The sequence below is a fragment of the Haemophilus parahaemolyticus genome (assembly GCF_018373095.1).
Taxonomy (GTDB): Bacteria; Pseudomonadota; Gammaproteobacteria; order Enterobacterales; family Pasteurellaceae; genus Haemophilus_A; species Haemophilus_A parahaemolyticus_A.
The window spans coordinates 34,335-47,484 of the sequence record NZ_JAHAHT010000004.1 but is presented as its reverse complement, the minus strand read 5'-3'; the positions used below and the strand labels follow the sequence as shown (position 1 = coordinate 47,484).

Sequence of the window (13,150 nt, the reverse complement as noted above, 5' to 3'; positions counted from 1 at the left end):
CCTGTACAACGTGCTACCGCTTCGCCATCTACGCGAACCACTGCCGATTCACACACGGGACAAGCGGTCGGAAATACGATTTTTTTTGCATTAATAGGGCGACGTTCTGTTACCACACCAATAATTTGCGGAATCACATCTCCCGCACGACGAATAATTACGGTATCCCCAATCGCAATACCAAGACGCTCAATTTCATCGCCATTATGTAAAGTTGCATTGCTGACCGTAACCCCTGCCACAAATACAGGTTCAAGCTTCGCTACAGGCGTAATCGCCCCCGTTCGCCCCACTTGAAATTCCACATCATTAAGCACGGTCATCTCTTCTTGTGCAGGGAATTTATAGGCAATCGCCCAACGCGGCGAACGAGAGATAAAGCCAAGCTGCTCTTGTAAAGCGATGTCGTTAACTTTTAACACCGTGCCATCAATGTCATAACCTAATTTGGGGCGTTTGGCTTGAATATCCGCATAAAATTCAGCTAATTCTTCTACACCTTTGGCAAGGCGAATTTCGTTATTAACAGGAATACCAATTGATTTTAACCACTGCAAACGATCGAAATGCGTGTTTGGTAAAGGCTGCTCAGCCTCATAAATACCGATACCGTATGCATTCAGTGTAAGCGGGCGTTGTGCGGTAATTTGGGGATCTAACTGACGAAGCGACCCCGCCGCCGCATTACGTGGGTTCGCAAATGTTTTCTCGCCATGCTCTAATGCTCTTTCATTTAACGCATTAAATCCCTTTTGAGGCATAAATACCTCACCACGCACTTCAAGGCGAGCTGGCGGATTATCCGTATTTAAACGCAACGGCACATTGCGAATAGTACGGACGTTGGCAGTAATATCTTCGCCCGTTGTACCATCGCCACGGGTTGCAGCTTGGGTAAGAACACCATTCACATACAAAATACTGACTGCTAAACCATCTAATTTAGGCTCACAACAAAATACCATCGTTTCAGGATTACGATGAATTTGCCCTTCAATGCGACGCAAAAAACCTAATAACTCTTCATTTGAAAAAGCATTATCAAGCGAAAGCATCGGCAACTCGTGGGTAATTTGCGTAAAGCCCGATAGCGGTTTCGCACCTACTCGTTGCGTTGGCGAATCTGCGGTAATCAGTTCTGGATGGGCTTTTTCAATCGCTTTGAGCTCATTCATTAAGCGGTCATATTCCGCATCAGGCACGAGCGGATTATCTAACACGTGGTAGTGATATTCATATTTACGCAATGTTTGGCGAAGTTGTTCCAACTCTAATAATGAAATTGCTTGTTGATTTAAAGTGTTTGCAAATAAAGGCATAGTAAACTCGAATTTAGTAAAAGGCTCGATAAAAAAGACCGCTTGCAAGCGGTCCATTTTCCAAAAAAGTTTGCAGATGATTAGCTCACGCGTTTTAAATATTCAATGCGAGAGGTCTCATCAAAGATTTCACGGTTTTCGTTGAGTACGAAACCATTTAATGCATTGGCTAAACGCTCTGTGCTTTGCAACATCAATCTTAAATTTGTTTGCGGATTACCTTCAGTCGGTAGGTGCATGAATATTACTAGACCGATTGTTGAAAGATCTTGAATCTGCGATAGATCAAACACACCTGGCTGCATCATATTTGCGATACTGAAAATAACAGGAGAATTATTATTTCCCAAGTGTTGATGACGATGGAAAATTTGATATTCCCCATATTCAAAACCGAGAGCTTCTAAACACTGCAGGATATATGCTCCATGAAATTGTTCTCCTTCAGCTGCAACGACATAAAGTGTAATCATATCCGTGTGTACTTCTGACTCAATTTGTTCGGGTTCTTCAGCTTGCGGTAGAGATTCTTCAAAGTAAGTTGGTTGAGAGTTAGACTCTTGATGAGCACTGATAATCGTGGATTCTACCGATTGAGTATATAAATCTACAGTGTGTTCATAAATATGGCTATTTCCTGAAGGCGAGGTTTCTTCTGTTCGATTTTCTGGCTCTTGTGTTGGAATACGAATCTTAATTTCACTTAATGAATTTTCCACATCACGTTGAATTTCAGCAGGTGATTGCATATTTATCTCAGATGAAGGCATTGTTTCAGAGTGAGAGTATATTTGTGTCTTTGCTTCAAACGAGGTGTAATTGTCTGACGTTATGGTGTTTATTGGTGTTGATGGAGGACGTTGAGAAAAAGTGTTCGAAAAAATACGTGATTTTTCACGGCGATTAGACAGAAAGCTAGAACCAATGAGTACGGCAATCAATAATCCTGCCAAAATAAAGAAAATAATATGAAGTTCCATAAGTCCTCTAAGAAAATCATCTGAAAATATGAGGTTCGCAGTTTGCGAAATTAGTCTGCATAGCTTACCATATTTCGCACAAAATTTTGAGCATTTAGGAACGTTATGTATTTACTATTTTCATCTTCACAAACACAAGTAGGATTGGGGTGTTATTATTTTATTTATGGCTGGCGTTTATTAACACAACGTCAGTTTTTGCCATTTGTTATATTTCCTTTAATTATCAATATGTTATTAATTATTGGTCTAACTTGGTTTTTTATTAATCAGCTAAATGTATGGTTTGAGCTCTTACTTCCATATTGGCTAGATTGGCTTTCATTTATTCTTATTCCTATGATTTTTCTATTATTACTAGTCGGTTTTTATTTTGCATTTACTACGCTAGCAAATTTTATTGCTGCTCCATTTAATGCATTATTATCCGAAAAGGTAGAATTACAGCTTACTAACCAACCACTTGGCGACACCTCATTATTAGGGCTACTCAAAGATATTCCGAGAATGCTAAAACGTGAATGGCAGAAAATGGTTTATAGCCTGCCACGCTTAATAGCGCTCTTTTTCCTTAGCTTTATTCCTGTTTTAGGACAAACTGCCGTGCCCGTGCTTGCTTTTATTTTTGGTGCTTGGATGATTGCTATTCAATATTGTGACTACCCGTTTGATAATCATAAAATAAGCTTTCCTCATATGCGTAATGCACTAAATCAGAATAAATGGATGAATTATACCTTCGGAGCTTTAGTAAGTTTATTTACCATGATTCCCTTTGTGAATCTGGTGGTTATGCCTATTGCGGTTTGTGGGGCAACCGCCATGTGGGTGGAAAAATATCGATATTTATTTTTAGGTAATCCGACGGATAAGTTTAAATAATCGGGAGTGGCTTTTCCGAAAAAAATTTGATGTTAATGTGTATTGAGGATAAGCTTTATAACCGTAAATTGAATAATTTGGGAGAGCATTATGATTGAAAATGATGAATTAGCCTTATTTCAAGAAGCAATTAAAGGCACAAAAAAAATCAAGCAAGATACCTTTATTCCAAGCCAACCACCACGCAAAAAAATTAACGAATTGCGCGAAATGCAAGAGCAAAAAGATACTGAGTTTTTCTTTTCGGACGAATATGAGCCGCTTTTGAAAGAAGAAAATGAGAGAGTTCGCTATTTACGTGAGGATGTTGATCCTTATATTTTAAAACAACTTCGCCGAGGTGATTTTCAGCCTGAATTGTTTTTAGATCTGCATGGTTTAACCAAAGAAAAAGCGAAAAAAGAATTAGCTGCTTTAATTTTAGCCTGCGAACGTGAGCACGTTTATTGTGCCAGCATTATGACGGGTTTTGGTACACGCACGCTCAAAGATCAAATTCCTCGCTGGTTAGTGCAACATCCTAAAGTATTGGCTTTGCATCAGGCACCAAGAGAGTGGGGTGGTGATGCCGCCATTCTGATTTTAGTTGAACAACAAGAGAGTTTAGAGCGTAGGTTGTTTGAGCGTTAAACCAAAAATAAGCGGTTGAAAATAGACTACATTTTGTAAAAAATATGACAGATCCGACCGCTTAACTCACTTTTTTCATAAAAAATAGATTAAAATCGCCAAATTCTAATTATCCAGAAATTAACGAAAAAGGAGATTTTATGTTATTTCTTATTCTTGCTGTCTTTTGTAGCGTTGCAGTTTCAGTGCTATTAAAAGTAGCTCGTGCTAAGCAAATTGTGATTGAGCAGGCGATCGCTTTCAACTATGTCACGGCAATTTCACTTTGCTATTTCTTACTTCAACCTGATTTCAAAGGCTTAGGATTCACAGAATTTTTCCTTGAAAGTGAAGCCCAACCGATTTTCCTTTCATTGGGTATATTGTTACCTTCTGTGTTTGTGTTTATGTCCAAGGCAGTCGAATACGCTGGGATTGTTCGAGCAGATGCTGCACAACGTTTAGCACTATTCTTGCAAATCATTGCTGCCGTTTTCCTCTTTCATGAAGAGTTAAGCCATTTACGCATTGTGGGCGTGGTCATTTCTTTCCTTGCGTTATTCTGCTTACTTTCTAAACCAACTAAAGAGATGGACAACGCAGGCAAAGCGGTACTTTTCTTAGGGTTAGTTTGGCTTGGTTACGGCACAATCGGCATTTTATTCAAACAGATCGCGAAAATGGGTGGGGCATTCCCAACTACGCTCTTTATCTCGTTTGTACTAGCAGGTGCGATTATGTTTATCTACCTCATGCTTAAACGCACACAATGGAACGTGCCAAGTTTCTTAGGCGGCATTTTGCTAGGCGTATTGAACTTCTTTAATATTCTTTTCTACATCAAAGCACACCAACATATGAGCGACAGCCCAACCATCGTATTTGCAGGAATGGATCTCGGTGTAATCTGCTTAGGTGCACTCACAGGGGCATTTATCTTTAAAGAGAAAATCAGTAAGTTGAATGCTGTTGGTATTGGCTTGGGTGTGATTGCAATTTTATGTATGTACGCAGAGAAATTGTTTGGTTAATACATAATGGGTATTTTTAAAAAGTGTAGCGAAAACTACGTAAACTGGGTTATCAAACTTGGCAAAATCCGTTCGGCTATTTTGGGTTTTGTCGTGCTTGCAGTTTCAGCGATTTTGCTACAATTTTTTCTGGATTATCTGTTTCTGGGCGAAGTACTCGCCATTGATATTCTTCGCTCAGTACTTTTTGGGCTGATTTCAGCCCCATTTGTAATCTACTTTTTTAATGTAATTGTTGAAAAATTAGAAAAATCACGGATTAAATTAGAACAAAATGTGTTCGAATTAGGGCGTTTACGTGAGCAAGATTTTGTACTAAATAAACGTCTTGAAAAGAATAGCCAAGATAAAACGCAGTTGATGGCAACTATTAGCCACGAGCTTCGCACACCGCTAAACGGCATCATTGGGCTCAGCCGTATTTTACTTGATGGTGGATTGAACGCTGAGCAACAGCGGGAGTATCTAAAAACGATCAATATCAGTGCGATGTCGCTGAGCAATATTTTTAGCGATATTATTGACCTCGAAAAAATCGACAGTAAACGCATTGAGTTGTTTAACAAGCCAGTCGAAGTGATGCAAATCATCCACGATATCAACCATTTTGCCCAGCTAATGGCGAGCAAAAAAGCGATTAAATTTGAGCTGAATTATGCACAAAATCTGCCTGAATTTATTCTGACCGATAACGCTCGCCTCAGCCAAATTCTTTGGAATTTGCTCAGCAATGCAGTGAAATTTACCCCTGAAGGTGGCTCAATTCGCTTAAATATTGAAAACCACTCGCCCGAATATTTGCAATTTAGCGTGCAAGATACGGGATTTGGCATTGCAGCGAGTGAGCAAGAAAAGATCTTCCAGATGTTCTACCAATCGGAAAATTCTAACGGACACAAAGCACAAGGCAGTGGGATTGGCTTAGCAGTTTCAAAACAAATTGCCCAGTTAATGCAAGGCGATCTTACCGTTCAAAGTGAATTAGGCAAAGGTTCAACCTTCACACTGACGATCAAAGCAGAAGAAGTGGTAAACGATCAGCAAATTCAAACTTCCTATTTAGGCTTAGAAGTCTTGCTAGTTGAAGATGTGGAAGTGAATGTTATCGTTGCTAAAACGATGCTTGAAAAATTTGGATGTAAAGTAGATGTCGCAATGACAGGCGTGGAAGCTTTCCAAAAATTTGAGCACAATAGCTATGATTTAATTTTACTTGATATTCAACTCCCAGACACAACAGGCACTGCAATTGCACAAGAGTTACTTCGTCGCTATAAAGCTGAAGAGATCGATTACTTGCCTCTGATGATCGCTTTAACTGCCAATATTATGCAGACCAAAGCCGATTACCAACGGCAAGGCATGGATGATGTACTCCGCAAGCCCCTTTCATTGGAATCACTTTCAACCTGCTTGCACGAACATTTTGGCGATATGATTTTGCCAATTACTGCCGAAAATCCACCGCTTGTTGATGACCCTTCTTTACCTTATAACCCACAAATGGTTCAGGAGTTGTTAAGTGTAATGGGAAAACAAGGTGTTTTAGCCAATCTTGTGCTATTCGAGCAATTGATGCCTAACTATTTGAAAGAACTGAATGATGATTTTTCTCGTTGGCAACAAGATAATTCATCAGAAAATCGTAAAAAAGTGGCAGATCAAGCTCATAAAATCAAAGGGGCATTTGCTTCTGTGGGACTAAATCGCTTACAAGAGATTGCCCAGTTAGCACAAACTGATGATGGGGAGTATTGGGAAAGTCAGATTTCTAGTTGGGTTTTTCAGATGCAGCAGGAATGGAAAAGAAATTTGCAGATGTTAAAATATTTTATAGAGAATTAAGGAAGTTCCGAATTCACTCGGCAGTATTTTCACGAATTAAATTATGTAAATCAGCTATATAGGATAGCTATAAGGTAATTATGTCTTTTATCACTAAACAAGAATTACAAATCCAAGAACAAGAACTCCGCCAAGCGGTTGAATTTGCGTTAAATTTTGCTAAAAAAGCAGGGGCAGAAGCGGAAGTGGGCGTGACAAAAGTGGCAGGGCTTTCAGTTTCTAGCCGTTTGGAACAGGTTGAAAATATCGAATTTAACAATGACGGCTCACTCGGTATTTCGGTCTATTTAGGCAAACGTAAGGGCAACGCTTCCACATCAGATTTACAATCAAAATCAATTCAACAAGCGGTCGAATCCGCTTTAGCAATTGCAAAACATACCTCAGAAGATGATTGTGCAGGCTTGGCAGATAAAGAGTTGATGGCATTTGATGCGCCTGATTTAGAGCTCTATCATCAAGCGGATTTATCGGTAGACCAAGCGTTAGCACTGGCGATTGAAGCGGAACATTCTGCCCTGAATGCTGATAAAAAAATCGTTAATAGCGAAGGAGCAACGTTCAATTCACATAGTGGTGTGCGAGTGTATGGCAATACATATGGAATGTTGCAAAGTAACCTTTCCAGCCGTTATTCACTTTCGTGTAGTGTCATTTCAGCCCACGGCGAACAGCTAGAACGTGATTATGAATACACGATTTCGCGTGAGTTTGATAAGTTACAAGCAGCACAATGGGTAGGGCAGCAAGCGGCATTTAAGGCGATTGACCGTCTCAACCCCCAAAAGATCAAAACGTGCGAAGTGCCCGTTATCTATTACAACGATGTAGCAACAGGGTTAATCGGCCATTTGGCAGGAGCAATTAGTGGTGGTGCGTTGTATCGAAAATCAAGCTTTTTGCTTGATCATTTAGGCAAACAAGTGTTGCCAGATTGGTTTGAAATTTCTGAACGCCCGCATCTTTTACGTCAGCTTGCTTCAACTGCATTTGACAGCGAAGGTGTGATAACGCAAGACCGTGAAATTATTACTGATGGTGTGTTACAAACCTATTTAATGACCAGCTATTCAGCTCGTAAAATGGGTTTAAAAAGCACAGGGCACGCAGGCGGTATACACAACTGGCTTGTTAAACCAAACCGTACAGGTGGTTTGGATACTCTTTTAAAAGAAATGGATGCAGGCTTGCTTTTAACTGAATTTTTAGGCTCGGCAATTAACCCCGTTACTGGCGAATATTCGCGCGGGGCAGCAGGTTTCTGGGTTGAGAAGGGTGAAATCCAATACCCTGTGGCAGAAATCACTGTCGCAGGACAATTGCAAGAGATGTTCAACCAAATCGTTGCGGTGGCGGATGATGTAGAGCATCGTTCCAATATTCAAACAGGTTCGATTTTGATTGAGAAAATGAAGATTTCAGGGGAATAAATACCTAAAAATGAAAAGATAAGTTAGAATGTTGATAAAAATACCCCCAGCTAAAGCTGGGGTAAATATAGATTAAAACGGAATATCATCATCAAAATTATCCATTGGCGGTTCAGCTTGTACTGGTTTCGCTGCAGGTTTTGGTGATGTTTGTGAATAGTTGTTATTGTAACTATTACCTTGGCTGTAGTTATTTGATGCTGGTGCTTGGTTCCAGTTACCACTTTGGTTGTTAGATTGATTCCAGCCACCAGTGTTACCACCAAAATCACCACCTTGACTATTACGGCTGTCTAACATTTGTAGCACATCACCTTGGATTTCAGTTGTGTAGCGATCTTGACCATTTTGGTCTTGCCATTTACGGGTACGTAAACGACCTTCTACATACACTTTCGAACCTTTACGAAGGTATTGACCTGCTACTTCTGCTGGGCGACGATAGAGCACAATACGGTGCCATTCAGTCACTTCACGGCGTTCGCCTGTGTTTTTATCTGTCCAGCTTTCACTAGTTGCGACGTTAATGTTTGCTACTGCTTCACCATTTGGCATGGTGCGCATTTCAGGATCGTTGCCTAAATTGCCCACGATAATTACTTTATTTACTCCAGCCATAAAATCCTCTAAGCTTTTCATATTAGTAAAATTGAGTAGCATTTTAACCGCTTTAAAAGAAAAAAGCTAGAATAAACTGATATTTTGTACAGCGTTATTTTTAGTATATAATGTGGAAACATTCCCATCCATACTTTTAAGGGATCGTATGAAGCAAATCGACATTCGTGGGGCGAGAACCCATAACCTAAAAAATATCAACCTGATTTTACCGCGAGATAAATTTATCGTTATTACTGGCTTGTCTGGTTCGGGCAAGTCTTCTTTGGCATTTGATACGCTCTATGCTGAAGGGCAACGTCGCTATGTAGAGAGCCTTTCTGCTTATGCTCGCCAATTTCTTTCTTTGATGGAAAAGCCCGATGTGGATCATATTGAAGGGCTTTCGCCTGCGATTTCTATTGAGCAGAAATCGACTTCTCACAACCCTCGTTCAACAGTGGGTACGGTCACTGAAATTCACGATTATCTGCGTTTATTATTTGCTCGTGTGGGCGAACCACGTTGCCCTGATCACGATATTCCGCTTACAGCTCAAACCATTTCACAAATGGTCGATCGTGTCTTGGAAGAGCCCGAAGGTAAACGCTTGATGTTGCTTGCACCAGTGGTGAAAGATCGCAAAGGCGAACATGTAAAACTTTTAGAAAATTTGACCGCTAATGGTTACATTCGAGCCCGTATTGATGGCGAAATTTGCGATTTGTCTGATCCACCGAAGTTAGAATTACAGAAAAAGCACACCATTGAAGTGGTGGTAGATCGTTTCAAGGTGCGTGAAGATATTAAAACGCGTTTGGCGGAGTCCTTTGAAACGGCATTAGATTTATCTGGCTCAACGGCCGTGATTGCGGATATGGACGATCCTAATGCGGAAGAGTTGATGTTCTCTTCTTCCTTTGCTTGTCCACATTGTGGTTATTCGTTGCACGAGCTAGAGCCTCGCTTGTTCTCATTCAACAACCCTGCGGGTGCATGTCCAACTTGTGATGGCTTGGGCGTAGAGCAGTTTTTTGACCCCAAAAAAGTGGTGCAAAACCCTGATGTATCGCTTGCAAGTGGTGCAATTAAGGGCTGGGATCGTAGAAGTTTCTACTATTTTGGCTTATTGAAATCGGTAGCGGATCATTACGGTTTTGATATAGAAGCTCCGTTTAGCCAGTTAAGCAAGAAATTCCAAAATATCATTTTGAACGGCTCGAAAGAGGAAATTGAGTTTGTTTATGTGAACGATAGAGGCGATAAGATTAAACGCAAGCATGCGTTTGAGGGCGTGTTAAACAATATGGCTCGCCGTTATAAAGAGACCGAATCGAATGCGGTGCGGGAAGAGTTGGCGAAATATATCAACAATCGCCCCTGTTTGGACTGTAATGGTTCACGCTTACGCCGTGAGGCTCGCTACGTTTTCTTAGATAACACTAATTTGCCAATGGTGGCAGAGAAATCAATTGGTGAGGCATTAGAATTTTTTGAAACGCTTGAACTTTCAGGTCAGCGAGCCAAAATTGCGGAGAAAATTCTGAAAGAAATTCGTGAGCGTTTATCCTTCCTTGTCAATGTAGGCTTGAATTATCTCTCCCTTTCTCGTTCGGCAGAAACGCTTTCGGGTGGTGAGGCACAGCGTATCCGTTTAGCAAGCCAAATTGGTGCAGGCTTAGTGGGCGTGATGTATGTGTTGGATGAACCTTCTATCGGTTTGCACCAACGCGACAATGAACGTTTGTTAAACACATTGATTCATCTGCGTAATTTAGGCAATACGGTGATTGTAGTTGAACATGATGAAGATGCAATTCGTGCTGCTGATCATATCGTGGATATTGGGCCGGGTGCAGGCGTACACGGCGGTAATGTGATCGCACAGGGAACAGCAGAAGAAATTATGCAGGTGGAAGAGTCGCTTACGGGGCAATTCTTATCAGGCAAACAGAAAATTGAAATTCCTGCCAAACGTGTTCCTTACGATAAGAGCAGGGTGCTCACATTAAAAGGGGCGAGAGGCAACAACCTCAAAGGTGTGCAGTTAGATGTACCTGTAGGCTTATTTACTTGTATTACAGGTGTTTCAGGTTCAGGCAAATCAACCTTGATTAACGACACCCTATTTCCGTTAGCTCAAAATGCGTTAAACCGAGCGGAACGTACTGATGTTGCCCCTTACGACAGCATTGAAGGCTTGGCACATTTCGATAAAGTCATCGATATTGACCAAAGCCCGATTGGGCGAACTCCGCGTTCAAACCCTGCGACTTACACGGGCTTATTCACCCCAATTCGTGAGCTTTTTGCGGGCACGCAAGAGGCACGTGCACGTGGTTATAACGTAGGGCGTTTTAGCTTTAACGTGCGTGGCGGGCGCTGTGAGGCGTGCCAAGGCGATGGCGTGATCAAAGTGGAAATGCATTTTTTGCCTGATGTGTATGTGCCTTGCGACCATTGTAAAGGAAAACGCTATAATCGTGAAACGCTAGAAATTCGTTATAAAGGCAAAACGATCCATCAAGTTTTGGATATGACGGTAGAAGAAGCCCGTAAGTTCTTTGATGCAATTCCAGCTATTGCACGTAAATTACAAACCTTAATGGATGTGGGGCTCTCTTATATCCGCTTAGGGCAATCTTCAACCTCGCTTTCGGGCGGTGAAGCTCAGCGTGTAAAATTAGCAACTGAACTTTCCAAACGCGATACAGGCAAAACGCTTTATATTTTAGATGAACCCACCACAGGCTTGCATTTTGCCGATATTAAACAGCTTCTTTCTGTTCTACATAAACTGCGTGATCAAGGTAATACCATTGTGGTGATTGAGCATAATTTAGATGTGATCAAAACTGCAGACTGGATTGTAGATTTAGGCCCTGAAGGGGGGGCTGGTGGTGGGCAAATTATTGCCACAGGCACGCCAGAGCAAATAGCTAAAGATAAAAAATCTCATACAGCAAGATTTTTAAAAGAGATTTTAGAGAAAGGGTAGATTTTATCCCTTATCTCATATTCAGCAAAAATAGTATTAGCATTTTTATATCAACGGTAGGTGCTAAATGAGATACAAAAGCTAATTTCTAATTTAAGCCAGTGTTAAAAACCACTAAAACTAAGAAACAAAAAGAAACAATGAATTGGCGGAATTTTGTTGTAATAACGAAATTAACTGAGTTAAAACTATTAAAAACAGGGGCTTTGCGGTGCATTGCCCTTTTTTATGTCTAAGAAAGGAAAACTAAGAAAAAATAATGAATTGGATGGAAACTGCCAGAATGAACCAGAAAAATTAAGAAAATTAAACGAACCAATAAATCACGTTTAAATGGCATTTAAATCTTTAAATCAGGCTATGTCCAATATGAACCACACGCCCACACTTCTAAATCTAAAGCATCATCAAAAGTTAAATCTACGGGGTCGTAGAATGTCTTATTATCACTAATTATTGCTTACCCTGCATGAGGAAGTTTGCCTCAACCAAGACGGCACCTTCCACCTCAATGCAGGCAAAATTAGTAGCAACAAAAACTGTTACGAGTCTTTGGAGCTTATCGGTACGTCACACAAAAGAGTTGTGGTGCGCTACGACCCAGCCAATCTGCACAACAAAGTGTGGGTTTATGCCTTGGGTGAATACTTGGCGGAAACGGAAATCACCGAAAAAGCAGGCTATGGCGACCAAATGGCAGGACGCGAACACAACAAAGCAATGCGTAACTGGGTGACAATATGGTCTTTAAATTCTAAGAAACTGTAACATTATTTCACTATATGAAAAAAGCGAGATGAATAATTTATCTCGCTTTTTTGTTGCGGTTATGTTGCGCGGGTTTATTTTTTGCAAATTTTCCTTGAAACTTGACCGCTTGTTTTATCTAAACTCAGTCTATTATTCTTCCCTCCCTATCAGAAAGTTTGATAAGCGTTTGAAATAAAAAAGGTGAGCCAAAATACCCACCTTCTAAACTAAAATTCCCCAATTAACCAAACACTTTTTCCAAATGTGCTTGGTAGTCTGATAAATATTGTTCTACTTGTGGATTTTTAACCACATCGTTACATAAGAATGTCGGCAGACGGGTCAAGCCGATGAACTCATTGAGTTTGTGGAAAGGCATATACACAGCATCCACACCTTTGCCTTCAAAGAAATCGCCTTCGCGGGTAAAGGCTTCAATCGGTGCATTCCAAGTCAGTGAAAGCATGTGTTTTTTGCCTTGCAACAAACCGCCTGTACCATAGCCTTCAGTTGGATTGACGCTGTGTCTGCCATCGCTGTGATACAACTTGCCGTGTCCGCTGGTTAATACTTCGTCTATGTATTTTTTTACTGTCCAAGGCTCGTGCATCCACCAGCTCGGCATTTGCCAAATCACAGCATCCATCCACAAAAATTTTTCAATTTCTGCTTCAACATCGTAGCCGGCATCAATCACGGTTTCTTGTAC

11 protein-coding genes are annotated in these 13,150 nt (G+C 40.7%); 7 read left to right on the top strand and 4 right to left on the bottom strand.

Translation table 11 applies throughout. From position 1 onward, the window contains the following. Both ligA and zipA read right to left on the bottom strand, forming a co-directional pair. Positions 1–1,319: NAD-dependent DNA ligase LigA (gene ligA, locus KH943_RS01295; RefSeq protein WP_304106550.1), on the bottom strand; the 1,319-nt coding region annotated here is incomplete at its 3' end. A gap of 80 nt (positions 1,320–1,399) precedes the next feature. Next, positions 1,400–2,299: a cell division protein ZipA gene (gene zipA, locus KH943_RS01290; protein WP_304106548.1), complete on the bottom strand. Its 900-nt coding sequence runs from the start codon at positions 2,297–2,299 to the stop codon at positions 1,400–1,402. Positions 2,300–2,404: 105 nt separating this feature from the next. Between zipA and cysZ the strand changes: the two genes are divergently transcribed. The 5 genes from cysZ to pmbA all read left to right on the top strand — a co-directional run bounded on the left by cysZ (position 2,405) and on the right by pmbA (position 8,096). Continuing rightward, positions 2,405–3,181: a sulfate transporter CysZ gene (gene cysZ / locus KH943_RS01285; protein ID WP_304106546.1), complete on the top strand. Its 777-nt coding sequence runs from the start codon at positions 2,405–2,407 to the stop codon at positions 3,179–3,181. Positions 3,182–3,271: 90 nt separating this feature from the next. After that, complete coding sequence (gene smrB / locus KH943_RS01280) at positions 3,272–3,811, top strand: endonuclease SmrB (protein ID WP_304106544.1); 540 nt, start codon at positions 3,272–3,274, stop codon at positions 3,809–3,811. Positions 3,812–3,951: 140 nt separating this feature from the next. Beyond that, positions 3,952–4,821 carry a DMT family transporter gene (locus KH943_RS01275; RefSeq protein WP_304106542.1) on the top strand — a complete coding sequence of 290 codons (870 nt, stop codon included), beginning with the start codon at positions 3,952–3,954 and terminating at the stop codon, positions 4,819–4,821. A gap of 6 nt (positions 4,822–4,827) precedes the next feature. Continuing rightward, positions 4,828–6,666, top strand: coding sequence for an ATP-binding protein (locus KH943_RS01270; protein ID WP_304106540.1), 1,839 nt, complete (start codon positions 4,828–4,830; stop codon positions 6,664–6,666). Between the two features lie 80 nt (positions 6,667–6,746). After that, a complete protein-coding gene (gene pmbA, locus KH943_RS01265) occupies positions 6,747–8,096 on the top strand; it encodes a metalloprotease PmbA (RefSeq protein WP_304106538.1) in 1,350 nt (449 codons plus the stop codon). Positions 8,097–8,168: 72 nt separating this feature from the next. On the opposite strand, the gene KH943_RS01260 is transcribed toward pmbA, so the two are convergent. Continuing rightward, positions 8,169–8,714, bottom strand: a complete 546-nt coding sequence (locus tag KH943_RS01260; protein WP_304106535.1) for a single-stranded DNA-binding protein — start codon at positions 8,712–8,714, stop codon at positions 8,169–8,171. A 148-nt stretch (positions 8,715–8,862) separates the two neighbouring features. Between KH943_RS01260 and uvrA the strand changes: the two genes are divergently transcribed. Continuing rightward, the gene (gene uvrA / locus KH943_RS01255) at positions 8,863–11,691 is read left to right on the top strand and encodes an excinuclease ABC subunit UvrA (protein WP_304106533.1); all 2,829 of its coding nucleotides are present in this window, start codon (positions 8,863–8,865) and stop codon (positions 11,689–11,691) included. Positions 11,692–12,147: 456 nt separating this feature from the next. Then, positions 12,148–12,459, top strand: a complete 312-nt coding sequence (locus KH943_RS01250; RefSeq protein ID WP_304106531.1) for a Mu transposase C-terminal domain-containing protein — start codon at positions 12,148–12,150, stop codon at positions 12,457–12,459. A gap of 223 nt (positions 12,460–12,682) precedes the next feature. Here KH943_RS01250 and KH943_RS01245 read toward each other — a convergent pair whose 3' ends face one another. Then, on the bottom strand, positions 12,683–13,138 hold the full coding sequence (locus tag KH943_RS01245) for an NAD(P)H-dependent oxidoreductase (protein WP_304106529.1): 456 nt from the start codon (positions 13,136–13,138) through the stop codon (positions 12,683–12,685). Between the last annotated feature and the right edge of the window lie 12 nt (positions 13,139–13,150).